Here is a 23,679-nt window from a genome sequence, read left to right as displayed (position 1 = left end):
AATGATAAAAATTTTGAAAAAATTTCATCTTATCTTGGCTTTTATATTTGCCTTGCCGCTTCTTGTGCTTAGCATTAGTGGAGCGATCATCTCGTATCACGATGAGATAATTGATATCTTTAGCAAAGATGAGGTCATGGCTGGCAAAAAGCTTTTAGAGATAGATGAAATTTTAAAAATTTTTAGCAAAAGTGAGCCAAATTTTAATCTTAGCTACCTAAAGATAAGAGCAGAGGCAAACAAAGCTTACGTCATAAGTGGGACAAATGAAAATGGCGAGTTTGAGTCATTTTTTGTCGATCCTTATACTGGAGAAATTTCTGGAAAAAATAGCGCAGAGAAATTTATAGGGCTGGTTTTAAATTTACATAAAAACTTAGCCCTTTCGCTTTTTAAAAATGAAAATTTGAGTAAATTTGCAAGCGAGCTAGTAGCACTCTCTACGCTTGCGTTGCTTTTTGTCTTGATAAGTGGGGCGGTGATATATTTTTGGAGATTTAGAAGCAGGGTGGGGGAGGCTTTTAAGCTAAATTTAAAAGCAAAGAAATTTGCGTTTTTGTATTCGCTACACGGCTTTTTAGGTATCTATCTTGGCGCTGTTTTAAGCGTGATTTGCATTAGTGGGCTTTACTTTTCTTATGAGAGCTTTGCTAAGGTTATAAATCAAATTTGTGGCGAAGAGAAGGTCTTTAAAAAGCCAAATTTTACAAACAAAAATGGCTTTAGCTTAAGCGATGAGCAAAAGGTGGCGAACCTTAAAAAAGCTTATGAAATTTTCATCTCTAAATTTGGAGACGAGTTTGATGCTTTAAATTTTATAGCAAATAGCGGCGGCGTCAAATTTATGCTCTTTTACCTGCCAAAAGGTGCTAGCGAGAGAGATGGCGTTAGGCTTTTAGTCGATACTAAAAGCGAGCAAATTTCAAAAAATGCCATGCCAAAGTCATTTGAAATTTATAAATTTATGCTTGATTTGCACGCTGGATATGTCTTTGGTGAGCTTGGTAAATTTATATTTTGCCTAGCTTCGTGCGGTGTGGTTTTGCTGTTTTTTAGCGGAGGTGCGATTTATTACAAACGGCGTAAAAACTAACTCTTATTTATCTATCTCTTAACTCTTTTTCGTTATCATCTCAAATAAAATTTTTTTGGAAAAAACATGCAAAAAAAATATAGACCAAATGTAGCAGCTGTCATTTTGTCTAGCTCTTACCCTTTTAAATGCGAAATTCTAGTCGCAAAAAGGGTTGATATGGACGATATCTGGCAGTTTCCTCAAGGTGGCATAGATGAAGGCGAAAGTCCAAAACAAGCGCTAAAAAGGGAGCTTAAAGAGGAGATCGGAACTGATAAATTTGACTTCTTAGAAGAGTATCCTGAGTGGCTTAGCTACGACTTTCCAGCTAATGCGTCAAAGAAATTTTACCCATTTGATGGGCAGACGCAAAAGTACTTTTTAGTTAGGCTTAAAAATGGTGCGAGCATAAATTTAAAGACTGAGCATCCAGAGTTTAGCGAGTATAAATTTGTAGATATCAACAAGGCTTTAGAGGGGATAAATCACTTCAAAAAGCCTATTTATGACAAAGTTTTGAGTTATTTTAAAGAGAAAGGATATTTTTGATGTTAATCGTTCAAAAATTTGGCGGAACTAGCGTAGGCACGCTTGAGCGCATCGAAGCTGTGGCAAACAGGGTCATAGAGACTAAAAAGAGCGGCGCTGACGTGGTTGTGGTAGTTTCTGCGATGAGTGGAGTTACAAATCAATTGGTTGAATATAGTGAGTATTTCTCAAAGCACCCAGACGGTGTTGCTACTGATATGCTTTTAAGCTCTGGGGAGCAAGTAACCACCGCACTTTTGACGATTGCACTTAATGCAAAAGGCTATGCGTGCGTAGGACTAACTGGCGCGATGGCTGGGATAATAACAGATGAAATTCACACAAAAGCTAGGATAGAAAAGATAGACACCACTAGACTAAAAGCTGAGCTAAAAGCCGGCAGGATCGTCGTCGTAGCAGGCTTTCAAGGCATAGACGATAAAGGTGATATCACCACACTAGGTAGAGGTGGAAGTGACCTTAGTGCGGTTGCATTAGCTGGTGCGCTTGAAGCTGATCTGTGTGAAATTTTTACCGACGTTGATGGCGTTTATACGACTGATCCAAGGATAGAGAAAAAGGCAAAAAAGCTAGAAAAGATAAGCTATGACGAGATGCTTGAGCTTGCCTCTGCTGGGGCAAAAGTGCTTCAAAATCGCTCAGTCGAGCTAGCAAAAAAACTAAATGTCAAACTAATCACAAGAAGCAGTTTTAACCACAACGAAGGTACATTAATAGCAAAGGAAGATAATATGGAAGCGGTTTTAGTAAGCGGTATAGCACTAGATAAAAATCAAGCAAGAGTAACTTTAAGAGGCGTAGTCGATAAGCCTGGCATCGCAGCTGAAATTTTCACAGCTCTAGCTCATCAAAATATAAATGTAGATATGATCATCCAAAACGTAGGACACGATGGCACGACAAATTTAGGCTTTACAGTGCCACAAAACGAGCTTGACCTAGCAAAAGAGACTATGCAAAAGCTCTCAGCCGCAAAACACGTCGAGTATGACGATGCGATCGTGAAAGTCTCAGTCATCGGTGTAGGCATGAAGAGCCACAGCGGCGTAGCATGTCTAGCATTTGAGACGCTTGCAAAAGAGGGGATAAATATCCAAATGATCTCAACAAGCGAGATAAAGATCTCTATGATCGTCGATCAAAAATATGGCGAGCTCGCAGTTCGCGTGCTTCACGATGCGTATAAGTTAGATAAATAATGCAAGATTTTATCCAATGGACGCTTGAGACTATAAGAAGCGAAAGATATATGAGCTGGATGGAGGAAAAGCGCGTCGAATGGACGCCTCTGCTCGCATCTAGGCTTAAATTTTTGCTTGATAGCAAGGCTTTTATAGTCATCTGCGACGATGAGCGAGAGTGGTTTGAAAACTATCTTTTAAGAAATATTAACCGCACAAAAAGCGAGCGTCCGTTTTTGCCATTTTTTAGCTTAAGATCGCTCTATCCAGCCTTTGATAGCATCGAGACAAACGAGCAAAAGCAGCTTTTAAAAGATATGCTAAGTCTTGCCTTTCCAAATGGCTACATCTTTTTTTACATCGGCAAGAGCATAGATAAGCGCGCAAATTTAGCCAAGACTGATGAAAACAGCTATATGTGGCTCTTTGACGAGCAGGCGCAAAACAGCTTCACGCTAAGCTCTAGCGATGAAAATTTAGACATCAAACTTCTAAATTTATATAAACTTTTTGATAAGAGCATAGACGCCGTGCTCTTTGCAAAGGTGATGCTCTAAATGCTTAATAAAATCGTCATAACAAGCGATTTTGAAAATTTAAAAGCCAAGCTTGAAGCCGAGTTTGGCGTAAATAATCTAAGATTTTTTATAAGTGATGATTTTTTGTTAGAAAATGCAAAAGAGGTCATCGCCGAAGCTTACATCGCCGAAAAAGATGAAAAAATTTTAGTCATAGAGGCGAAGTCTTTTCGCACCGAGGCTCAAAACGCACTTTTAAAGATCATCGAAGAGCCCCCAAGAAATATCAAATTTATAATAGTAACGCAGAGTAAAAATTTGCTTCTACCAACGATAAGATCGAGGATGCTTATAGAAAATAAGCTTACCAAAAAGCCAAAAATGAGTGTTGAGCTAAATTTAAAATCGCTTAGCCTAAAAGAGCTAACAAGCTTTATCGATCAAAAGATAGCAGAGGAGCAGGCGCAAAAATTTAGCAAAAACGAGCTAAAAGAGCTTGTGGGCGCTATCGTGACAAAGGCGGTTGATAGCGGGTATAAATTTAGCGGCGAGGAGATGGAGTATTTTTTCTCACTCATCAAGCTTGCTGATCTAAACGCCAAATCTCACGCCATTTTGACGCCGCTACTGCTTACTATCTTTGAGAAAGGACGACGTTGAAATTTTATAAGATAAATAACAAAAGCGACTTTAATGAAATTTGCAAGGCCGTCTCGCCAAGTCCGGCTGGTGCGAAGCTCATGCACGAAAAGAGCGAGATAAATTTTATCTTCATTGGTGAGATAAAGACCCCAGCGGCAAATATCCTAAAGCAAGACGCCCTAAGTGTCGGCGCCGAGCTGGTGACGCATAATGATACGATCTTTGGTCGCGAGAGCCTAAACAAAGCCTTGCTAATGGCGACAAACGCGCAGCTTAGGCAGTTAGCTAAAAAAGAGAAGCTACAAGACTTTGGGCTTAAAAAGCTTGCAGGTTTTTTAGAAACTAAATTTACAAAGCCCACAAAGCCTCTTATAATGGGCGTGGCAAATATAAATAGAGATAGTTTTAACGAGCAAAGCCGCATAAATACGCAAAATGGCATAGCAAAAATAGAAGCGATGATCGAAGCAGGTGCTGACTACATCGACCTTGGCGGCGTTAGCTCAAGGCCAGGGAGCGAGTATTGCGGACGCGAGGAGGAGTTTAGGCGCATAAAAGATATCATTGAAGAAATTTATAGGCTAAATTTACATGAAAAGGCGAAATTTAGCCTTGATAGCTTTGATCCTTATTGCTTAGAATTTGCGCTAAACCACGGCTTTAAGATGATAAATGACATCACGGCAAACGCAAATTTAGCCCCGCTTGCTGCAAGATACGATGCCCAGTTTTGCATGATGCACATGCAAGGAGACCCTGCTACCATGCAGATTGCGCCAAAGTATAACGACTTAATTGGCGAAATTTCAGACTTTTTTGAGCAAAAGATCGTCCTTGCAAGGGAGCTTGGTGCTAAAAAGATAGTACTTGACGTTGGTATCGGCTTTGGCAAGACGGCTGAGCAAAATTTGCTGCTTATTAAACATTTGGAGCATTTTTTGAAATTTGGCTACCCGTTACTAGTTGGTGCTAGCCGCAAATCAGTCATAAATCACTATTATCCAAGTGAGGTCAAGGAGCGCTTGCCAGGTTCGCTTTATCTGCACTTAAAAGCCTTCGAAAACGGCGCGCAAATCATTAGAACGCACGATGTGGCCGAGCACAAGCAGCTTTTTAATATGCACGAGGCGATGAGCCAAGCCACGCTTTGGTAGGGCGCTTGGCTAAAAAGAGGCTAGATGAAAAATTTATTGCCGCCACCTTGGATCAAATTTCCAGATATTAGCCCCTTTTCTATAGGCTGGAGGATGGGCTGCGGCGAGGATTATAAGTTTAAATTTAATGGCTGGCTAAAAACGCTAAGCCAAGACGAGCGGCGCGAATATCAGCAGCTATTCGCTGAGCCTGCGACGTGGCGTGGATACTGGGATGAGAGGCTAGGCTTTGATGAGAGCACGCTTTTTATCAAGGGTGACTTTGTCATAGACCTTTGGGAGCGCGAGCCTAGATATGAGTTAAAGTGGCTTAAAAAGCGCTATAACGCTGGCAAGACGGATAAATTTTTACTATTTTGGGGTCATCAAAAGAGTGCAAATTTAAGCGCAAGCTGTCTTAGTCAGTGGTACGCATTTAGCTTTTGGCAAGATGAAACTAAATACATTTGCGCCGAGCAATATATGATGGCTAAAAAGGCTCAGTGTTTTGGCGACAAAGAGGCTTTGGGGCAAATTTTATCCGCCAAAGATCCAGCGCAGATGAAGGCGCTTGGCAGGCAGGTGCGTGGCTTTGATGCTAAGGTCTGGGACGAGGTCAAATTTGGAGTCGTACTAAATGCGAGCTATCTAAAATTTAGCCAAAATGCCCCTTTGCGAGACTTTTTACTTCAAACTGGGAGCAAAATTTTAGTTGAGGCTAGCCCGGTTGATAAAATTTGGGGCATAGGTTTAGCCGCAAGCGATGAAAATGCGCAAAATCCTATGAAGTGGCGAGGGCAAAATTTGCTTGGCTTTGCGCTGATGATGGCTAGAGACGAGATAGCAAAGGTCTATAAAAATGTCCATTTATGTGACGCTAGAGAGCTAAATTTGGATCATTTATAAAGTATGTTTAAGATAAAATGCGGTGTAAATTTGGAGCAAAAATGACAAAACAAGAGTATGAAAAAGCGGTAGATACGCTAAATGCGTGGGCAAAGGCCTACTACGACGAGGACGAGCCACTTGCAAGCGATGAGGAGTATGATGCGCTATATCACGCGGTGCTTGAATATGAGAGGGCAAATCCAAGTGAAATTTCACTATTTTCGCCAACTAAGCGAGTGGGCGGAGGCGTAAAAGAGGGCTTTAGCAAGGCAAGCCACATAAAGCGCATGTGGAGTATGGAGGATATCTTTAGCCTTGGCGAGCTTGATGCGTGGTTAAAGCGTGGCGATAAAGAGAATTTGACTTTTGTCGCTGAGCCAAAATTTGACGGAGCGAGCCTAAATTTACTCTATGAAAACGGCGTTTTAGTTAGGGCGATAACCAGAGGCGACGGCGTTACAGGCGAGGATGTGACACAAAATGCAAGGACGATAAATTCTGTTTTAAAGAGCATTAACTACAAAGGGCTCATTGAAATTCGTGGCGAAGTCGTCATAAGAAAAGATGACTTTGAGCTTCTAAACGCAGAGCGCGCAAAAAATGGCGAAGCGCCACTTTCAAACCCTAGAAATGCAGCTGCTGGAAGCCTTAGACAGCTTGATAGCGCGGTCACTGCAAAAAGAAAGCTACTTTTCATACCTTGGGGCGTGGGCGAGCAGAGCCTTGGGCTAAAAGATCACAGCGAGGTGATGAAATTTGTGCGTGATCTTGGCTTTGAAAGAGATGATTTTTTCAAAATTTTAAAAAAAGATGAGCTTGAGGCCGCATATAACGAGCTCTTGGCAAATCGCGACGCAAAAAGTGTGATGATGGATGGCATGGTGATACGCGTAAACGACCTTGCGCGCTGTGAGCAGCTGGGCTACACGGTCAAATTTCCAAAATTTATGGTGGCGTTTAAATTTCCAGCCATTGAAAAGGTGACTAGGCTAAGAGATGTAGCACTTCAGGTTGGTAGAAGCGGCGTAGTAACGCCTGTTGGCGTGCTTGATGAAGTAAATATAGACGGAGCTAATGTAAAATCCGCCACCCTTCATAACTTTGACGAGATAGAGCGCCTTGGTGTCATGAAAAACGACTACATCGGCATCATCCGCTCAGGAGATGTGATACCAAAGATCACGAAGGTTTTTAAAGATAGGCGAGATGGCAGTGAGCAAGCGATAGAGAGGCCTAAATTTTGCCCAGTTTGTGGCTCGCACCTGCTTGATGAAGGGGTCTTTGTAAAGTGTCAAAATTTAAGCTGCAGGGCAAGAGTGGTGGGCTCAATAATTCACTACGCATCGAAAAAATGCCTAAATATAGACGGCCTTGGCGACGCGATCGTAAATTTGCTATTTGACAAGGGGCTAATTGCCTGCATAAAAGACATTTACAGCCTTAAATTTGATGACCTCATGGCGCTTGAGGGCTTTAAAGAGAAAAAGGTAAATAACCTTTTAAATGCGATCGAAGCTAGCAAAGGTGCGGAGCTATCGCGCTTTATCACGGGTCTTGGCTGCGAGCACATCGGCGAGGTGGCGGCTAAAAAGCTAGCAAGTAGCTTTGGACTAGGCTGGCTTGATGCTAGCTTTGAGGAGCTTATCTCGCTTGAGGGCTTTGGCGCGGAGATGGCAAATAGTTTAACCGACTTTGCCGAGGTAAATAGGGACGAAATTTTAGCTCTAAGCCAGATCGTGCAGCCAAGCGTAACGCAGGCACAAAGCATCTCAAACGCGCTAAGTGGCAAGACGGTCGTGATAACTGGCACGCTAAGTCGCCCAAGAGATGAGATAAAAGCCGAGCTTGAGAGCTTTGGCGCGAAGGTTTCTGGCTCAGTTTCTAAAAAAACGGACTTCGTCCTAGCTGGCGAGGAGGCTGGCAGCAAGCTTGATAAAGCAAATGAGCTAGGCGTGCTGGTGATCGATGAGAGCGAATATGAGAGGTTAAAACTTGAGGTTTGATAACTACGTCGCAAGCGTTTTAAACATAAGTAGAAATAAGGCGAGCGAGCTAATAAAATCAGGCAAAGTGCTAACAAATGGCGAAATTTGCACCAAGGTTTCAAGCGAGGTTAGCGAGGCTAAAATTTCGCTACTTGATGAAATTTACGTTGGGCGAGGCGCTTTGAAGCTAAAGAGCTTTTTGGAAGCGATGAAATTTGACCTAGCTGGTAAAAACGCACTTGATATCGGCAGCTCAACTGGCGGCTTTATGCAAATTTTACTTGAGCGTGGCGTAAAGAGCGTGACTGGCGTTGATGTGGGCACTGATCAGCTGGACGCTAGCCTAAGGAGCGATGAGCGAGTAAAAATTTATGAGAAAACTGACGTCAGGGAGTTTGCTAAAACGCATAAAAATGAATTTAACCTCATAACCTGCGACGTGAGCTTTATCTCTTTGGCTGAAATTTTGCCAGCCATTTGTGAGCTTGCAAGCGAAAATTCGCTCATCATAACGCTTTTTAAACCGCAGTTTGAAGTGGGCGTTGGCGTAAAACGCAATAAAAAAGGCGTTGTCACCGACACTAAGGCTGTAAATTTAGCTATGAAGCGCTTTGAAGTGCTAGCAAGTAGCTTGAAATTTGAACTGATAGCTTGCAAAGAGTGCGAGGTCAAGGGAAAGGAAGGAAATGCCGAATTTTTCTACGCTTTTAACAAAAGATAACATCACTGCCGTTGCGATCGGGCACTTTGACGGCGTGCATAGGGGGCACAAGCAGCTTTTAAAGCAGCTTGGTGAGTTTGGCGGACTTGTCGTCATCGACAAAAACAAGGCAAACATCACGCCAAAGCTAAAGCGAGCCGAGTACTCAAACTATCCTTGCTTCTTGTATGATTTTGAGAGTATAAAAGGGCTTAGCGGCGAGGAATTTATCGCACTTTTAAAGAGGGATTTTAAAAATTTAAAAAAGATCGTTGTTGGGTTTGATTTTAGATTTGGTAGAAACAGAGCGTGGGACAAGCACGATTTGAAGAGGATTTTTGATGGTGAGGTGGTCGTCGTTGATGAGGTTTGTTATGACGGCATGGGCGTGCATAGCTCATCCATCAGAGAGCTGATACGCCAAGGCAACATCGATGAGGCAAACAGGCTAATAGGCAGGGAGTACTCGATCGAGGGAAATGTGATAAAAGGGCAGGGCATCGGCGCAAAAGAGCTGGTTGCCACGCTAAATTTAGATATAAAAAGCTATCTTTTGCCGCGCGAGGGCGTCTATGCGACAAGAACGAGAATGGGCTCATACACCTATGGCTCGGTCACTTTTATAGGCAACAGGCTTAGCACGGATGGAAATTTTAGCGTCGAGACGCACATCTTAGACGAGGTCGCGCCAAAAGTGACAAAGCACGTTGCCGTTTGCTTCATAAAACGTTTGCGAGATAATAAGAAATTTAACTCTCTAAGCGAGCTAAAAGAGCAGATAAAACGCGATATAAACGAGGCTAGGCAGTGTGTGGGCGTGTGCGATCTCTTTTTTGGAGAGACGATGAGATACTTTGACGGATATGGAGCTGGTATATGAGAGATGAAATTTTTAAAGAACCTATAAGCAAGCAGTTTGAATTTGATGACTTTGTGGCGAGCGTTTTTGATGATATGATCTCGCGTTCGGTGCCATTTTATGATGTTAGTTCAAATTTAAACGCAAAGTTGCTGGCTAAAATTTTGCCAAAATCAGCAAAAGTGTGCGACCTTGGCTGCTCTACGGCAAATAGCCTACTTTTGCTAAACAACCTTAGAAACGACCTCGTGCTAAGCGGCGTGGATAACTCTGAGGCGATGCTAGCAAACGCTAAAAACAAGGCAAAAGCTTATGGGGCTGATATTGAATTTATTTTAGATGACATTTTAGAGTGCGAGCTAGAGGGATTTGACGCAGTTTTGGCAAACTACACTTTGCAGTTTATCAGACCGCCAAAAAGGGCTGATCTTGTGCAAAAAATTTATAACGGACTAAATGAAAATGGCGTCTTTTTGTTTAGCGAAAAGATCATCTTTGAGGATAAAAAGCTTACTAAAAGCGTCATAGAAATTTACGAGGACTACAAGCAAGCGCAAGGCTACTCACGCTACGAGATCGCCCAAAAAAGAGAGGCGCTTGAAAATGTGCTGGTGCCATACACTGAAGAAGAAAATAGAAACTTAGCCCTAAATGCTGGCTTTAAGCGTGTCGAGAGCACATTTAAATGGGGAAATTTTATGAGCTTCATTGCATTTAAGTAAAATTTTCATTTAAAAAGTGGTTATTTTTGTAAATTTAAGCTAAATCATATATATATATATAGTTACACATAAAAAATAAGGATATTTTTTATGGAGCTAACACTACAAAACATTATAAATAAAGCTGATCAAAGTTTTAGTAAAGAATTTTTAGAACACTATCTGTCTGGTAGCTTTGGCTCTATGAGCAAAAGCGAAACGGAAATTCTTATATTTCATCTACTTTCAAAACATTTTGAAATTTCATCAAACTACGAAATATCAAATTTATTAAAAATAAGCGAAACAAAGGTAAAGAATTTAACTTTAAATGCGCATTTGAGGTATCCAAGACAAAGTGGAGATGAAATAGTTAGAGAAACTCTTGTGGATATTGCTAAAAAATTTAGTGCTATCTATGATGAGCAAAATGGTGAAGTTAAAATTCATATACAAAGTAGTGTTCAAAAGCGCGAAATGATAAATGCGATAAATAAGCTTGGTTCATTTGCTGATTATGGCTTAAATAATGAAATTCTAAAATCAGGACAAATACTTTATTTTCTCTATTTGAAAAGTTTCTAGATAAAGAAAAATTTAAAGACACTGTTCAGATTTATCTCAAAGACAAAAAACTAAATGAAAAACAGTTTTTTGATGCACTTAATAATAGCCAAAGATTTATAGAAATGATAAAAAGATCTAATATAAAAATTAGTGATGTGATAAATACAATATTAAATTTTATTTAAAGGAGTTATTGTGAAGACTATAGGAAAAATTTTAGTCTTATATGTTCTTGGTATGGTTGTACTTGTTACTGTTGTGTATATGTTTGGTTTAAACCAGCCTACTATACGTTATGGCAGCAGTATAGTTGAGGGGTATACTGTTTTTCAGATAGAAATGCCATCTGAAAAAGGCACAGTAGATGATGTTATTGTAAATGATGGTAATTGCCCAATAGAAAGGTTTAAAAAAGCAGACCAACGTAAATTGAGAGCTTATGCAGAGAAATATCCTGACCTTGTTGTGAATAGCGAGCAACATAGCAATTTTATAGAGAAGATGAACGGGTATGTTTTTGATAAGCTAAATGGCAAGTATGATCTATTTAACGGAGGAGCGCAGATATCAGATACAGCTACTGGAAGCAATAGTAAGTATTTAGTCGTACTTAATGCTAAAAATGGGGAAAAGGTTCCTTTTTTTGACATAAAATATAAAACAAAGGAAGCTGATGAATTTTTTGATTTATTAAGCGATGATTCAAGAGCTTTATATGTCGATGTTTTCCCATCCAATAGCGTGCAAATTGTTGTTAAATGCTACAAAGATGAGCTGAAAAAAATGGTGGTCAAGACAAGTAATGGCGACTTTGATTATGATTTAAGCAAAATAAGATAAAGCCATGAAAAAAAATAGAATAATTTTATTACTAGTATGCATATTAAGCATAGTTTTGGCAGGTTGTACAGATGGTGAAAATTCAAATAAAAATTCTCAAATAAAAGATAAAATACAAGAGGGCTCAAATAAAGTAAAAGAAAAAATAGAGCAAGTTTTAAATAAGATAGAAGTGCCTGAGATTAAATTTATTCAAGGCGAACATTGGATTTTTAAAACTCCTATATATAAAATAGCTATAACTGCAAAAGAAGATAATACAGTTATAAACGATGTTGTAGTTAATCGTGGAAATTGTATAGTAGATAAATATCGTGGCATTAACTCAAAAAAAGCACAAGAGTATGCTAATAAATATCCACAAAATGTGAAAATTGCATCCGAAAAACAGCAGAATGAGGGTAGTTTATTCAATGATATTGTAATGGTTGATAACAATAAAGGAATACTTCTTGTAGATACAAAAAATAATGAAAAAATCATAGCAAGGAGTAATATTTACAAGGCTGATAAAGAGAATATAGCTTATTTGCAAAATTTAAATGATGAGTCAAGAAGCTTATATATTGATGTATTTCCCTTAAAATTAGATTTTGCTGGAAAATATGAGCTAACAATCAATTGTGATATAGGTGATATCTTGGAGGTTGTTTTAAAAACAAATGGTGGTGATTTTAAATACACACCAATTAGGAGATATTAGTGAAAAAGACCGTTTTACTAATATCTATTACAATACTTTCACTGATGGCTACAGATAAAATTTGTGAGACTAAGCTCGACATGATTGAGGGCTGCTTATTAAAAGAGTATGAAAATGAGCGTTTAAAGGCTGATATCCCATACAAAAACAATAAAATAAATGGAGTTGTAAGAGAATACTTTTTGTCAAGTGGTAGATTGAATATAGAAAAGCATGTGACAGATGATGTCTTAAATGGAGAATTGAAAGTTTGGTATGAAAATGGACAGCTTATGGAAGCCATTAATTATAACAATGGTAAAGTATTGGATGGTCACTATAAAATATTTTATGATAATGGAAAATTAAAAAGCGAAACTTGGTTCAAAGATAATTATAAAACTGAAGAAAAATACTACAAGAAAGATGGTAAATTAAGCGTTACTATGAATTATAAAGATGGTAAATTTTTAGGCGGTCTTTGCGAAAGAGATAATATAAAAATCCCAGCAAACACTAATGATTTTGTTGAATACTCATTGGAACAATTATCTACAATGTGTGAGAATGACTTCTTATTCTAGTTTAAATTTAGCGGGAGTTACCCGCTAAATTTACTCATTTATCGCTGCGTTTCCGTGGTGGTGGAAGTCATCGTAGATGATCTTTGAAGTTTGGAATTTCTCGCGTTTTAGCTCGCGAACTCGTAAAAATTCCTCTTCATCAATCTTTTTGATCTGGATAGCTGCTTTAAATGTCGGAGTCTTACTGATGTAGTCCCAACCGCTGCTTGTTAGCTCGTTGCAAGAGCTCTCCCAGTAGTGGAAAGTCATCTGGATAATGCCATCAGGCACGATGTCAGTCACTTCAGCTTTTACGACGATGTAGCCGTATCTACTCCAAGCTTTGATAAAGTCGCCTTGTTTTAGTCCGTATCTCTCTGCAAGCGCTGGGCTCATCTCAGCGATAGGTCCGATGCTATCTCCACCTTCTTCAATAGCACGTGAGCGTCTTGTCATGGTGCCAACTGTGTATTGATAAACTTTTCTTGTAGTTAAAAGCTGTATCGGATACTCAGCGTCAGTCTTCTCATCGACTGAACCAGCCATGATAGGATACTCAGGCGACATATTCATCTTCTTAGCAAACTCAAGTTTTGCGCTCTCGATCTCATCAGCCTTATCCACAAATAGGCATGGTACGAAGCGACCTTTGCCATCAGGTGTAAAGAATTTCTTATCAAGATATAAGCTCTGACCGCCCATATCATCTTCAGTTGGGCATGGCCAGTGAAGTCCGTGATATTTTTTAAGCCTATAGTAGCTCATACCGCCGTAGCGTCTAGGGTCGCATTTTCTAACTTCTTCCCAAATTTCTTCTGGTGAGCTGAAGTTAAAGCCCTCTGTTGCGCCCAAACGACGTGCGATCTCGCAAACGATCCACCAGTCTTGTCTAGCATCACCTGGAGGTGTGATGACTGCTTCGTTGTGTTGGACACGGCGCTCTGCGTTTGTGTAAAGACCCTCTTTTTCACTACTTGCAACGCCAGGGAGAACGACGTCAGCTTTTAGTGAAGTCTCAGTTAAAAATAGATCTTGAACCACGTAGAAATCGACATTTGCGATGCCTTTTAAGAAGTGGTTTGTATTTGGCTCAGATATAACTGGGTTTTCGCCGATAGTCCAGAAGAAATGCACTCTGCCATCAAGTATCGCATCAGGTACTTCAGTCTTGTGGATGCCTATCTTTGAGTTTAAAAATCCAGGTTCTAGGTGCCAAATTTTCTCAAACCAAGCTCTTTGCTCTGGATCGGTGACTGAGCCAAGATTTGGGAAGATGTTTGGTAAAACGCCCATGTCGCAGCAGCCTTGAACGTTCTCTTGACCTCTAAGTGGCAAGTCGCCTGTGCCAAGCTCGCAGATATTACCAGTGATCAAGAATAAATTTGATACGTCGCAAACTCCGCCAACGCCGTGGTTGAAGTGAGTTACGCCCATGCCGTGAGTGATGACGGCTGGTTTTGTTGTGGCATACATTCTAGCAGCTGCTCTGATATCCTCTGGATTTAGCCTTGTGTATTTAGCTACAACCTCTGGGGCATAGTCTTTTACAGCTTCTTTGACATACTCGATGCCTATTGTGTGATCTCTTACAAACTCCTCATTTACAAGGCCTTCTTCGATGATAGTGTAAAGAAGTGCGTTAATAACAGGGATGTTGTGCTCAGGCTCTAGCTGCAAGTGGATGTCTGCTCTACTTGCAAACTCAGTCTTGATAGGGTCGATAACGATCAGTTTTGCACCGCGGTTTAGCGCTCTTTGGATGTGCATAGCTGCGATTGGGTGACCATTTTCTGGGTTTGAGCCTATCATTAATATACAGTTACTATAAGTGCCAATCTCTGTAAAGCTATTTGTGGCAGCTCCGTTTCCGATTGTTTTAGCAAGTCCTGCTACTGTCGGAGCGTGTCAAATTCTAGCGCAGTGGTCGACGTTATTTGTGCCAATTACAGCGCGCATTAGCTTTTGAGCGACGTAGTTGTCTTCAAGCGTACAGCGTGCTGAGAAGTTTCCTGCTAGTGAGTCAGGGCCGTATTTCTCTTTTGCCTCTTTCATCTTTTCTACGACAAGATCAAGCGCCTCGTCCCAGCTGGCCTCTTCAAATTCGCCGTCCTTTGAAAAGACTCCATTTTTCTTTCTAATAAGCGGCTTTGTAAGTCTGTCTGGACTTGCAACGTAATCCCAGCCATAAAAGCCCTTTAAACATAAATTTCCTTGATTGACTGGATTGTCTTCGACGCCAGTAGCGGCACGAACGACGTTGTTTTCCACGTGCAAGGTTACTTGACAGCCTGTCCCGCAATAAGGACAGATGACTTTGCCTTCTTTCATTACTTTCTCCTTCTAATTATGCATTTTCTGCATATTTATTTTGAGTAATATTACTAGCGCGAAACTTAATCTTTTATGAAAAATTCTTTATTTAAAAAATAAATTTTAATTTTAAGTTATATTTTATATAAAATTTAAAAAGCCGAATATATAGGAATTTAAAAAATATGCTAAAAATGCATAAATTTGTAGAATTTTATAAATGAAAAATAAAATGTGTAAATTTGACACAGAAGCTGAAAGATAAAAATTAAATTTAAATTTAGTTTAACACAAGCTATTAAAACTATGAAAAAATAAAGAGAAAATTTAAATATAAAAAGTGAAATTTAAAAGGAGAGCAGGTCGCTCTCCGCGGGATTATTTATCTCTTAAGCCAAGCTCAGAGATTAGTTTTGAATATGTAGTGTAGTCTTTGTTTTTAAGATACTTTAAAAGTCTTTTTCTTTGACCAACTAGTTTCAAAAGACCTAAACGTGATGAAAAGTCTTTTTTGAAAATTTTAAGGTGTTCTGTAAGTTCAGTTATTCTAGCTGTTAAAAGAGCTATTTGAACTTCTGGAGAGCCTGTATCTCCCTCTTTTCTAGCGAATTTCGCAACTATTTGAGCTTTTTTAGCCGAATCCAAAGCCATGATGACCTCCTGATTGGTGAATTTTGGAAGAGCGATTATAGCATTTAAAACATAAAGTTAGATAAAATTACGCTTTTTAAAAATTAATGAAAAATGCAGTAAAAATTTAATAAAATTAGGGCTATTTAAAGAGTTAAGGAAGATAAATGCTTTTTACAAAGGCAAGCGAATACGCTCTACTTTCGCTTATTTTAATATCTCAAAAATCATCTCCAGTTGATGTTGATACGATCTCAAATGAGCTTAAAATTTCAAAAAGTTTTCTGGCAAAAATTTTACAAAATTTAGCAAAAGATGGAGTTTTAAAGTCATTTAAAGGAGCAAATGGCGGTTTTGCACTAAACGGCGAACCTGAAAATTTAAGTATAAAAAAGATAATCGAATGCGCCGAAAAGCGTGAACTAAGCGTCTTTGAGTGCTCATCTTCTGCGCTTGGTTGCCCGTCAAATAAGGCTTCAAGCTGTCAAATTTGGTCGATGTTTAGCGGCCTTCAAGGCAAGATCGACGAGATGCTTGACGCGATAAAACTAAGTGACATCGTTAAGAAGTAAAGTTGGCAAAGCAAAAAAATAATATCTTGACTCTTGTCGCACCGTTTCTTGCGCCAATTGTCAAATTTAAAAGTCTTAGCATCGTTGGCATCATCGTTGCCATCCTTGCTATCATCATCGTGCCGCTTCCAAGCGCGGTGCTTGACTTTTTCTTGGCACTTTCGATCTCGATTTCAGTGCTTATTATTTTGATCTCTATTTACGTACCAAAGCCGACTGACCTTAGCACGTTTCCAACGCTCATTCTCATCATCACACTTTTTCGCCTCTCGCTAAACATCGCAACGACGCGTATGATCTTAAGCGAGGGTCACAACGGCCCAGAAGCGGTCAGTGAGATCATCTCTAGCTTTGGAAATTTCGTCGTTGGTGGCAACTTCGTCATCGGCACTATCGTCTTTTGTATCTTGGTGCTCATAAATTTCATGGTCGTAACAAAGGGTTCAACCCGCGTGAGTGAGGTGCAAGCGCGTTTTACACTTGATGCGATGCCTGGTAAGCAAATGGCGATAGATGCGGATCTAAACGCAGGTTTAATAGACGAAAAAACGGCGCGCGAAAGACGTCAAGCCATCATCGGCGAGGCAAATTTTTATGGCGCGATGGATGGTTCGTCTAAATTTATAAAAGGTGACGCTGTCGCTGGCATCATCATCACTATCATCAACATTATCGGCGGCTTTGCTATCGGCTCATTTCAGCACGGCCTTGATATGGCGACATCGGCTCAGTACTATACGATCCTAACTATCGGTGATGGCCTTGTGAGCCAGATCCCAGGACTTATCACTTCAACAGCGACTGCCATCATCATCACAAGAGCTAGCAAAGACGACGAGGACTTTGCAGAAGGCACGTTAAATCAGCTATTAGGCGACTATAAAACCTTGCTAATAGTAGGCTTCATACTATTTATGTTTGCCATTGTGCCAGGTCTGCCAACCCTATCTCTTGGCTTTATAGCACTACTATTTTTGGGACTTGGCTACATCATTAAGCAGACAAAAGATGGCGGGCTAAATTTAAACCTTGCGCCAAAAGAGAAAACTGCTTCTAAAAAAGCTGGAGCCGCTGCGCCAAGTGGGGCAGGGGCAGCAGCTGCAAGTGGCGGGGCTGCTAAGGCACCAAAGAAGAGCGACGAAGAGATCGCAAGAGAAGAAGAGACAAAGATAAATGACATCTTAAAGCTTGAAATTTTAGAGCTTGACCTAGGATATGGCCTACTAAAGCTAGCTGACGTGGATCTCATTGAGAGAATTCGTGCTATGAGGCGAAATATCGCTTCAAGTCTTGGCTTTTTGATGCCAAAGATAAGGATCCGCGACAACTTACAGCTCCCACCAAACGAGTACCGCTTTAAGCTAAAAGGCATCGTGATCGGTCAGGGCGAAATTTACGCGGATAAATTTCTAGCGATGGATAGTGGCTTAGTTAGCGAGGATATCGAGGGGATTCCGACAAAAGAGCCAGCTTTTGGGCTAGACGCTCTTTGGATCGATGCTAGCGTCAAAGAGGACGCCATACTTAGCGGATATACGATAGTTGATCCTGCAAGCGTCATCTCAACGCATATGAGCGAGCTTATCAAGCAAAATGCAGCCGAGCTTTTAACTCGCCAAGAGACGCAAAATTTACTAGACAAACTAAAGATCGACTACCCAGTCGTGGTCGAGGATACGCTAAGGATCGCACCTATAAATTTGATCCAAAAGGTCTTAAAAACGCTGCTTAAAGACAATATCCCGATCAAAGACCTACTTAGCATACTTGAAGCCATCAGCGACATCGCCGAGGTTAGTAAAAATTTAGACATGATCATCGAGCACGTGCGTGCAGCGCTTTCGCGTGTCATCACCTCGCTTTACGTAGATGAAAAGGGACAGCTAAATTTCTACATCCTAGACACCGCCGCGCAGCAAAAGCTGATGGATGCGGTGCAGTATAAAGACGGCGCCTATCACCTGATGATAAACGTGGCGCAGACATCATCGATCGTGCAAGCACTTAGGCGTGAAAAAGAGAAGCGACCGATGAGCCAGCACGGAGAGATGGTGCTTTGCGTTGAGCCAAGCTTGCGCAAATTTATAGCAAATATCTGCGCAAATTTCGCCATCGACATAGTGGTGCTAAGCTTTGCTGAGATCTCGGCAAATACGCCATTTGAAACGGTTGGCGTCATAGAAATAGAAAATTTATAAAGGAAAAAGATGAAAATTTATCACCTCTCACACACCGATCTTGACGGATACGGCGCACAATACATAACAAATTTTTACTTCAAAGATGTGAAATTTCTAAACTCAAACTACGGCAGAGAGATAGATGATAAATTTGCTCAAATTCTATCTGAGATAGACGCCTCAAACGATGATAAAAACGTCATCTTGATCACCGATCTAAATTTAAGTCTAGCTCAGTGCGAGAGCTTTGAGGAGATGATAGATGGTAAAAATATCAAGCTATTTTTGCTAGATCATCACCAAAGTGGTGCCGAGTGCGCGAGCGCTTACTCGTGGTACTTTTTGGATAGTTCAAGGTGCGCTACAAAGATCACTTACGACTTTTTTGCGGGTATTTTTGGCAAAAATAAAGAGCTTGAAATTTTTAGTGACGTCGTAAATGCCGTGGATATCTGGCTAAAAGATGATAAAAATTTCGAGATGGGCAAGGTCTGTTTGGGACTTGTGGCAAACGCTAAAGAGATAAATAAGGTGATGTTTGAAGCTGAAAATAACCTCTATATGGATCATATCTTAAAAGAAGCGAGCAAATTTTTTAACGAGAAAAACGACTATATCGGCCTTGATATGCAGGTGCATGCTATCAAGAAGTCATTTTTCAAAGAGGATAAAGACGATACGCTAAGCAATCTGATCTCAAACTACGTCGTAAAAAAACTTAGTGAAAATAAAGAGAAATTTAGCATAAGCTATAAAGATCATAAAGGAATTTTAACCTACAATATCGGCAATGTTTCGGTTATCGGCAACGACTTTTTGGTGGCAAATCCTGAATTTGATTTCTTTATCGATGTGACAAATAAAAAAACGCTAAGCTTTCGTGCAAATGGCAAGCTTGATGTTAGCGCCATGGCTAAGCACCTAGTTGGCGGCGGCGGACACGTGAACGCTAGCGGCGGGCTATTTGCAAATTTCAAAGATGGCTTTAGCTATGAGCCGATCAAGGCGCAGATAGTTGATCTAATAACTAAAAAAACACAGGAGGAGATATGAAAGAAGAAGAGGTAAGCGTAGAGGAGCTTAGCTACGAGCTTAGCATGGTGCTTGAAGCGATGTTTTACTATGCTGGCGTGAAAAAAGACAAGCTTGAAGAGGCGGCAAATCTCTATGTAGAGTGCATCGACGATGCGCTAGAAAACTCTGATGCTAGCGGTAGCGACGAGGTCATAGAGATAGTTGAATATATGAAAAAACACCATCCAAAGTTATTTAAATAAGGAGAAAATATGAAGAAAATTTTAGTTTTAGCGGCGGCACTTTTTGCGTTAAATGCTATGGCAAATGAAAATTTAGACAAGGCAAACGAGCTTTATGCAAAGAAAAATTTTAATGAAGCCTATCTTGCTTTTAACAAAGCTTGCGGCGAGGGTGAAAAAAAGGCTTGCACGATGAATGCGATCATGCTATTTAACGGCGACGGCGTAGCAAAAGATAGAGCTCAGGCTGAGAAAATTTTTACAAAAATGTGCGACGAAAATGAGGGCATGGCTTGCGAAAAACTAGGCGAAATGACAGCTTATGGCCTTATAAAAGACAAAGATGATAATGAAGCAAAAAGCGAAGAGAAGGCAAAAGCTTTGTTTAAAAAAGCTTGCGACAACGGTTACAAACCAGCTTGTGACTTTGTAACAAAATAGATCAAAAAGGGCTTAAAATGGGCTACAAACATAAAGATTTGATAGGAACTAGAGAGCTTAGCAAGGAAGAAATTTTATATTTTTTAGAGGCGGCGAAAGAGTTTAAGGAGCTAAATTTAAGCCAAGTGAAAAAAAATGACTACCTTCGTGGAAAGACCACGATCAATGCATTTTATGAAAACTCGACAAGAACTAGAACATCCTTTGAGATCGCAGCAAAGAGGCTTGGAGCTGATACGATAAATTTCAGCTCGTCAAGCTCTAGTGTGACAAAGGGCGAGAGCCTAAATGACACGATGAATAACATGGCTGCTATGAGAACTGATATCATCGTGCTTCGTCACCCAAGCTCTGGAGCGGCGAAATTTGCAGCTGATAGAACAGAGGCTAGCGTCGTAAATGCAGGGGACGGCACAAATGAGCACCCAAGCCAAGCTCTGCTTGATCTTTTCACACTAAGAGAGCACGGCAAAATTTTGGATAAAAATTTAAACGTGGCGATCATCGGCGACATCGCTAGAAGCCGCGTGGCAAGGTCTGACATCTGGGCGATGAAGAAATTTGGCATAAATTTAAAGCTATTTGCACCAAGGATGATGATGCCAAAAGATGCTGAGGTATTTGAGTCTCAAATTTGCAAAAATATGGAGGAGGCTTGCGAGGGCAGCGACGTCATCATCATGCTTCGCATCCAACTAGAGCGTGGCGGTGCGGACGTGGCGTTTCCAAGCTCGAGGGAGTACTCGAAATTCTTTGGACTAAATAAAAATAGGATAAAGCTAGCAAAGCCTGACGCGATCGTGCTGCACCCAGGACCGATAAATAGGGGCGTGGAGTTAAATTCAGACGTGGCTGACGGCACACACTCAGTCATACTAAATCAAGTAGAAAACGGCGTTGCTATAAGAATGGCGATACTAAATACGCTTGCAAAAAATAGGGGCTAACGATGAAAATAGCAATAATTAACGGCACTATCGTAAATAGCGACGAGAAATTTAAGGCAAATATCCTAATAGAAAACGGCAAAATAGCCAAAATCGGAAGTGAGAAATTTAAGGCTGATAAGGTCATAGACGCTACAAATAAGCTCGTAATGCCAGGACTTATCGACATGCACGTGCATTTTCGCGATCCTGGTCAAGAGTATAAAGATGACATCATCTCAGGCTCGCAGGCGGCTGTGGCTGGAGGAGTGACTACCTGCCTTTGCATGGCTAACACAAACCCAGTAAATGACAACGCCTCGATCACAAGAGCGATGATAGAAAAGGCTAAAAACTGCGGACTGATCGACCTTTTGCCAATCGCAGCCATTAGCAAAGGGCTTGGCGGCAACGAGATCGTTGAAATGGGCGATCTTATAGAGGCTGGCGCAGTTGCATTTAGCGATGATGGCTTGCCAGTGACTAGCTCAAGCGTGATGAGAGCGGCACTTGAGTATTCAAGCATGTTTGGTAGCTTTTGTATAAGCCACTCAGAGGACTGCTCGCTTTGCAGGCAGGGCGTAATGCACGAGGGCAAGGTTTCAGCCATACTTGGACTTCGCGGCATGGCGAGGGAGAAAGAGGAGATCGCAGTGAGCCGTGACATGCTGCTTGCAAAGCTCACTAAAGCGCACATCCACATCGCTCACGTAAGCTCGGAATACTCGCTAAAGATCATCGAAATGGGCAAAAAAGAGGGCATAAACATCACTTGCGAAGCTACACCTCACCACTTTAGCTTTAGTGACGATGAAATTTTGAAAAATGCCTACGATACAAATTTCAAAATGTCGCCGCCACTTCGTGAGATAAGCGACGTAAAAGCGGTAAGAGATGCGCTAAAAAGCGGCCTTATAGACGTTATCGCCACCGATCATGCCCCACACCACACGGACGAAAAGATAGTGGAATTTGACAAGGCGCCATTTGGTATCATCGGACTTCAAACCCTTGTGCCACTCACTCTTAAGCTCGTAAATGAGGGCGTTATAAGCTTAGAGCGCATGGTGGAGCTAACATCTACAAATGCGGCTAAGATGCTAAATTTAAAAGATAAGGGCAGACTTGCTGAGGGCATGCTAGCTGACGTCGCTGTGATAGACCCTGAGATCGAGTATATTTACGACGAGAAGATAAACCGCTCAAAATCGGTAAATTCTCCACTCTTTGGCAAAAAGCTAAAAGGCGCAGCAACTACCACGATAAAAAGTGGCAAGATCGTTTATGAGTTTGGTAAATAATCTAATTTTACTCGCATTTGCGGGCAAATTTGCTTTAGATGCTTTGAGATATAAAATTTGCTAGAAATTTCTAGCAAATTTTACTTTTTTATGAGTTATATTTTTTAACGATACCGCGAACTACTTTTTCTATAAAAAGTGCAGAAGTAACTTCACAGTGTTCTCTTGTAGAGTGAGGTGAGTAGATATTTGGTCCAATAGAACATGCACTAAGACCTGCCTTTTTCTCTAAAAGCACTCCACATTCAAGTCCAGCATGCACGGCTGTTATCCTAGCATTTGGCTTATAAATTTTAAGCTCTTCTAAGATGTCGTTTGCAAATTTATCATTTATAGGTTTCCAAGCTGGGTTTCTGTCTTTACTAATGACGCTAAAACCAACCGCCTTTGCAAGCTCTGAAATTTCAAATTCCATTCTATTTAGGCCGTCTTTACTCATATATCTTGCAAAAAACTCCCCAATTTTATAGATAAGAAATGTAAAAAGAATATGCAGTAAAGTAGTGGATAGAAAAAGCATGATGACATTAAATTTGATAAATTTAGGCTTAGCTACTAGAGCTATCATTTAGTAGCTAAGATAAATGCTCGTTAAGATAAGCGGAGCAAAACCCTATATAAATAGGTAGGATGAAATTTATTTGACGGTCTTTTTGGCTACTAAATTTATGAAATAACTAAATTTCAAGCCAAAAATACTAAATTTTGACTCTTCTTTCTTTTGCTTTTTTGATCTTATTTTTAACTACATGAAATTTTGAAGCTGCAGCCGAGCATAGATCCTTGTAGGTAACCAAAATTTTTGACTCTTTTTTAGTGCAAATGACTGCAAAAACGCTCTCAAGGTCGATTCTCTCTTTTTGTGTTAAATTTTCCATCTATTTTCCTAGCAATTTTCTCATCTTATTGACAACAAATAATATTTCATCATCGTCAAGCTCACATAGCAGTTTGCAAACTGCAGCAGCAGCTTGCGGCTTCGAGTTTCCAAGTCTCCAGTCCTGATATGTCCTCATAGGCACGCCAAGATCTTCTGCCATTTTTGCTTGTGAAATTTTCTTACCGATATTTTTTGCCTCAACTGCATTGTGAAGCAAATTAAATATATCACTTGTTTCAATCATTGAAGAATTATACGTTATTTATTATTAAATATACCTAAAATATTATATAAATAATG

At 40.4% G+C, this 23,679-nt stretch carries 27 protein-coding genes; 22 read left to right on the top strand and 5 right to left on the bottom strand.

Annotated elements, in window-relative coordinates:
- The first annotated feature begins 1 nt into the window (after window position 1).
- The 15 genes from G6W41_RS03105 (at window position 2) to G6W41_RS03035 (ending at window position 12,904) form a co-directional block, all read left to right on the top strand.
- Window positions 2-1,093 (top strand): PepSY-associated TM helix domain-containing protein, encoded by a 1,092-nt coding sequence (locus G6W41_RS03105; protein ID WP_194170586.1) that lies wholly within the window; start codon window positions 2-4, stop codon window positions 1,091-1,093.
- 66 nt (window positions 1,094-1,159) lie between these two features.
- On the top strand, window positions 1,160-1,624 hold the full coding sequence (locus G6W41_RS03100) for an RNA pyrophosphohydrolase (RefSeq protein ID WP_004317768.1): 465 nt from the start codon (window positions 1,160-1,162) through the stop codon (window positions 1,622-1,624).
- Window positions 1,624-2,823: an aspartate kinase gene (locus G6W41_RS03095; RefSeq protein ID WP_103573228.1), complete on the top strand. Its 1,200-nt coding sequence runs from the start codon at window positions 1,624-1,626 to the stop codon at window positions 2,821-2,823. Before G6W41_RS03100 ends, G6W41_RS03095 begins: the two co-directional genes overlap by 1 nt.
- Complete coding sequence (locus G6W41_RS03090) at window positions 2,823-3,362, top strand: HobA family DNA replication regulator (protein WP_009294158.1); 540 nt, start codon at window positions 2,823-2,825, stop codon at window positions 3,360-3,362. The genes G6W41_RS03095 and G6W41_RS03090 overlap by 1 nt, the downstream gene beginning before the upstream one ends.
- A complete protein-coding gene (locus G6W41_RS03085) occupies window positions 3,363-3,983 on the top strand; it encodes a DNA polymerase III subunit delta' (RefSeq protein WP_194170585.1) in 621 nt (206 codons plus the stop codon).
- Window positions 3,980-5,119: a dihydropteroate synthase gene (folP, locus tag G6W41_RS03080; RefSeq protein ID WP_194170584.1), complete on the top strand. Its 1,140-nt coding sequence runs from the start codon at window positions 3,980-3,982 to the stop codon at window positions 5,117-5,119. The genes G6W41_RS03085 and folP overlap by 4 nt, the downstream gene beginning before the upstream one ends.
- Before the next feature lie 24 nt (window positions 5,120-5,143).
- Complete coding sequence (locus tag G6W41_RS03075) at window positions 5,144-6,004, top strand: NADAR family protein (protein WP_194170583.1); 861 nt, start codon at window positions 5,144-5,146, stop codon at window positions 6,002-6,004.
- A gap of 41 nt (window positions 6,005-6,045) precedes the next feature.
- Window positions 6,046-7,989 carry an NAD-dependent DNA ligase LigA gene (gene ligA, locus G6W41_RS03070; protein WP_194170582.1) on the top strand — a complete coding sequence of 648 codons (1,944 nt, stop codon included), beginning with the start codon at window positions 6,046-6,048 and terminating at the stop codon, window positions 7,987-7,989.
- Window positions 7,979-8,692, top strand: a complete 714-nt coding sequence (gene tlyA / locus G6W41_RS03065) for a 23S rRNA (cytidine-2'-O)-methyltransferase TlyA (RefSeq protein ID WP_194170581.1) — start codon at window positions 7,979-7,981, stop codon at window positions 8,690-8,692. Before ligA ends, tlyA begins: the two co-directional genes overlap by 11 nt.
- Window positions 8,658-9,551: a bifunctional riboflavin kinase/FAD synthetase gene (locus tag G6W41_RS03060; RefSeq protein WP_021084382.1), complete on the top strand. Its 894-nt coding sequence runs from the start codon at window positions 8,658-8,660 to the stop codon at window positions 9,549-9,551. Before tlyA ends, G6W41_RS03060 begins: the two co-directional genes overlap by 35 nt.
- Entirely contained in the window at window positions 9,548-10,252 is a 705-nt protein-coding gene (gene cmoA / locus G6W41_RS03055) for a carboxy-S-adenosyl-L-methionine synthase CmoA (protein WP_103633694.1), read from the top strand. The genes G6W41_RS03060 and cmoA overlap by 4 nt, the downstream gene beginning before the upstream one ends.
- A 90-nt stretch (window positions 10,253-10,342) precedes the next feature.
- On the top strand, window positions 10,343-10,816 hold the full coding sequence (locus tag G6W41_RS03050) for a hypothetical protein (RefSeq protein ID WP_194170580.1): 474 nt from the start codon (window positions 10,343-10,345) through the stop codon (window positions 10,814-10,816).
- Window positions 10,817-10,993: 177 nt separating this feature from the next.
- Window positions 10,994-11,638 carry a hypothetical protein gene (locus G6W41_RS03045; protein WP_194170579.1) on the top strand — a complete coding sequence of 215 codons (645 nt, stop codon included), beginning with the start codon at window positions 10,994-10,996 and terminating at the stop codon, window positions 11,636-11,638.
- Window positions 11,639-11,693: 55 nt separating this feature from the next.
- Window positions 11,694-12,341: a hypothetical protein gene (locus tag G6W41_RS03040; protein ID WP_194170578.1), complete on the top strand. Its 648-nt coding sequence runs from the start codon at window positions 11,694-11,696 to the stop codon at window positions 12,339-12,341.
- Window positions 12,341-12,904: a hypothetical protein gene (locus G6W41_RS03035; RefSeq protein ID WP_194170577.1), complete on the top strand. Its 564-nt coding sequence runs from the start codon at window positions 12,341-12,343 to the stop codon at window positions 12,902-12,904. The genes G6W41_RS03040 and G6W41_RS03035 overlap by 1 nt, the downstream gene beginning before the upstream one ends.
- Window positions 12,905-12,934: 30 nt before the next feature.
- Here G6W41_RS03035 and fdhF read toward each other — a convergent pair whose 3' ends face one another.
- Together fdhF and rpsO are read right to left on the bottom strand one after the other, a co-directional pair.
- A complete protein-coding gene (gene fdhF, locus G6W41_RS10350) occupies window positions 12,935-15,211 on the bottom strand; it encodes a formate dehydrogenase subunit alpha (protein ID WP_346010875.1) in 2,277 nt (758 codons plus the stop codon).
- 360 nt (window positions 15,212-15,571) lie between these two features.
- Window positions 15,572-15,844 (bottom strand): 30S ribosomal protein S15, encoded by a 273-nt coding sequence (gene rpsO / locus G6W41_RS03020; RefSeq protein WP_004317763.1) that lies wholly within the window; start codon window positions 15,842-15,844, stop codon window positions 15,572-15,574.
- Between the two features lie 146 nt (window positions 15,845-15,990).
- Here rpsO and G6W41_RS03015 point away from each other — a divergent pair, with 146 nt between their 5' ends.
- From G6W41_RS03015 to G6W41_RS02985, 7 genes are read left to right on the top strand one after another with little or no spacing between them, the layout of a single operon-like run.
- On the top strand, window positions 15,991-16,395 hold the full coding sequence (locus tag G6W41_RS03015; RefSeq protein WP_004317794.1) for an Rrf2 family transcriptional regulator: 405 nt from the start codon (window positions 15,991-15,993) through the stop codon (window positions 16,393-16,395).
- A gap of 2 nt (window positions 16,396-16,397) precedes the next feature.
- On the top strand, window positions 16,398-18,593 hold the full coding sequence (flhA, locus tag G6W41_RS03010; protein WP_194170575.1) for a flagellar biosynthesis protein FlhA: 2,196 nt from the start codon (window positions 16,398-16,400) through the stop codon (window positions 18,591-18,593).
- A gap of 9 nt (window positions 18,594-18,602) precedes the next feature.
- Entirely contained in the window at window positions 18,603-19,628 is a 1,026-nt protein-coding gene (locus G6W41_RS03005; RefSeq protein ID WP_194170574.1) for a DHH family phosphoesterase, read from the top strand.
- Window positions 19,625-19,852, top strand: a complete 228-nt coding sequence (locus G6W41_RS03000) for a hypothetical protein (RefSeq protein ID WP_002942640.1) — start codon at window positions 19,625-19,627, stop codon at window positions 19,850-19,852. Before G6W41_RS03005 ends, G6W41_RS03000 begins: the two co-directional genes overlap by 4 nt.
- 9 nt (window positions 19,853-19,861) lie before the next feature.
- Window positions 19,862-20,272 (top strand): tetratricopeptide repeat protein, encoded by a 411-nt coding sequence (locus tag G6W41_RS02995; protein WP_021085857.1) that lies wholly within the window; start codon window positions 19,862-19,864, stop codon window positions 20,270-20,272.
- Between the two features lie 17 nt (window positions 20,273-20,289).
- Window positions 20,290-21,219: an aspartate carbamoyltransferase catalytic subunit gene (locus G6W41_RS02990; RefSeq protein ID WP_002942659.1), complete on the top strand. Its 930-nt coding sequence runs from the start codon at window positions 20,290-20,292 to the stop codon at window positions 21,217-21,219.
- A gap of 2 nt (window positions 21,220-21,221) precedes the next feature.
- The gene (locus G6W41_RS02985; protein ID WP_194170573.1) at window positions 21,222-22,499 is read left to right on the top strand and encodes a dihydroorotase; all 1,278 of its coding nucleotides are present in this window, start codon (window positions 21,222-21,224) and stop codon (window positions 22,497-22,499) included.
- Window positions 22,500-22,587: 88 nt separating this feature from the next.
- Here the strand turns inward: G6W41_RS02985 and G6W41_RS02980 are convergent, their stop codons facing one another.
- The 3 genes from G6W41_RS02980 to G6W41_RS02970 all read right to left on the bottom strand — a co-directional run bounded on the left by G6W41_RS02980 (window position 22,588) and on the right by G6W41_RS02970 (window position 23,623).
- Complete coding sequence (locus tag G6W41_RS02980; protein ID WP_242039890.1) at window positions 22,588-23,067, bottom strand: hypothetical protein; 480 nt, start codon at window positions 23,065-23,067, stop codon at window positions 22,588-22,590.
- A gap of 130 nt (window positions 23,068-23,197) precedes the next feature.
- Window positions 23,198-23,377 (bottom strand): hypothetical protein, encoded by a 180-nt coding sequence (locus G6W41_RS02975; protein ID WP_194170572.1) that lies wholly within the window; start codon window positions 23,375-23,377, stop codon window positions 23,198-23,200.
- A complete protein-coding gene (locus tag G6W41_RS02970; protein WP_009294123.1) occupies window positions 23,378-23,623 on the bottom strand; it encodes a DNA-binding protein in 246 nt (81 codons plus the stop codon).
- Between the last annotated feature and the right edge of the window lie 56 nt (window positions 23,624-23,679).

The organism is Campylobacter concisus, from assembly GCF_015230035.1.
Classification (GTDB): Bacteria; Campylobacterota; Campylobacteria; order Campylobacterales; family Campylobacteraceae; genus Campylobacter_A; species Campylobacter_A concisus_BK.
The sequence above is the reverse complement of the archived record's forward strand: the minus strand, read 5'-3'. Positions and strand labels throughout refer to the sequence as shown.

What these genes read in the sequence shown, in the direction of transcription:
- G6W41_RS03105 (WP_194170586.1), top strand. Translation starts at nt 2, where the DNA reads ATGATAAAAATTTTGAAAAAATTTCATCTTATCTTGGCTTTTATATTT.
- G6W41_RS03100 (WP_004317768.1), top strand. Translation starts at nt 1,160, where the DNA reads ATGCAAAAAAAATATAGACCAAATGTAGCAGCTGTCATTTTGTCTAGC.
- G6W41_RS03095 (WP_103573228.1), top strand. Translation starts at nt 1,624, where the DNA reads ATGTTAATCGTTCAAAAATTTGGCGGAACTAGCGTAGGCACGCTTGAG.
- G6W41_RS03090 (WP_009294158.1), top strand. Translation starts at nt 2,823, where the DNA reads ATGCAAGATTTTATCCAATGGACGCTTGAGACTATAAGAAGCGAAAGA.
- G6W41_RS03085 (WP_194170585.1), top strand. Translation starts at nt 3,363, where the DNA reads ATGCTTAATAAAATCGTCATAACAAGCGATTTTGAAAATTTAAAAGCC.
- G6W41_RS03075 (WP_194170583.1), top strand. Translation starts at nt 5,144, where the DNA reads ATGAAAAATTTATTGCCGCCACCTTGGATCAAATTTCCAGATATTAGC.
- ligA (WP_194170582.1), top strand. Translation starts at nt 6,046, where the DNA reads ATGACAAAACAAGAGTATGAAAAAGCGGTAGATACGCTAAATGCGTGG.
- G6W41_RS03060 (WP_021084382.1), top strand. Translation starts at nt 8,658, where the DNA reads ATGCCGAATTTTTCTACGCTTTTAACAAAAGATAACATCACTGCCGTT.
- cmoA (WP_103633694.1), top strand. Translation starts at nt 9,548, where the DNA reads ATGAGAGATGAAATTTTTAAAGAACCTATAAGCAAGCAGTTTGAATTT.
- G6W41_RS03050 (WP_194170580.1), top strand. Translation starts at nt 10,343, where the DNA reads ATGGAGCTAACACTACAAAACATTATAAATAAAGCTGATCAAAGTTTT.
- rpsO (WP_004317763.1), bottom strand. Translation starts at nt 15,844, where the DNA reads ATGGCTTTGGATTCGGCTAAAAAAGCTCAAATAGTTGCGAAATTCGCT.
- G6W41_RS03015 (WP_004317794.1), top strand. Translation starts at nt 15,991, where the DNA reads ATGCTTTTTACAAAGGCAAGCGAATACGCTCTACTTTCGCTTATTTTA.
- G6W41_RS03005 (WP_194170574.1), top strand. Translation starts at nt 18,603, where the DNA reads ATGAAAATTTATCACCTCTCACACACCGATCTTGACGGATACGGCGCA.
- G6W41_RS03000 (WP_002942640.1), top strand. Translation starts at nt 19,625, where the DNA reads ATGAAAGAAGAAGAGGTAAGCGTAGAGGAGCTTAGCTACGAGCTTAGC.
- G6W41_RS02995 (WP_021085857.1), top strand. Translation starts at nt 19,862, where the DNA reads ATGAAGAAAATTTTAGTTTTAGCGGCGGCACTTTTTGCGTTAAATGCT.
- G6W41_RS02990 (WP_002942659.1), top strand. Translation starts at nt 20,290, where the DNA reads ATGGGCTACAAACATAAAGATTTGATAGGAACTAGAGAGCTTAGCAAG.
- G6W41_RS02985 (WP_194170573.1), top strand. Translation starts at nt 21,222, where the DNA reads ATGAAAATAGCAATAATTAACGGCACTATCGTAAATAGCGACGAGAAA.
- G6W41_RS02980 (WP_242039890.1), bottom strand. Translation starts at nt 23,067, where the DNA reads ATGATAGCTCTAGTAGCTAAGCCTAAATTTATCAAATTTAATGTCATC.
- G6W41_RS02975 (WP_194170572.1), bottom strand. Translation starts at nt 23,377, where the DNA reads ATGGAAAATTTAACACAAAAAGAGAGAATCGACCTTGAGAGCGTTTTT.
- G6W41_RS02970 (WP_009294123.1), bottom strand. Translation starts at nt 23,623, where the DNA reads ATGATTGAAACAAGTGATATATTTAATTTGCTTCACAATGCAGTTGAG.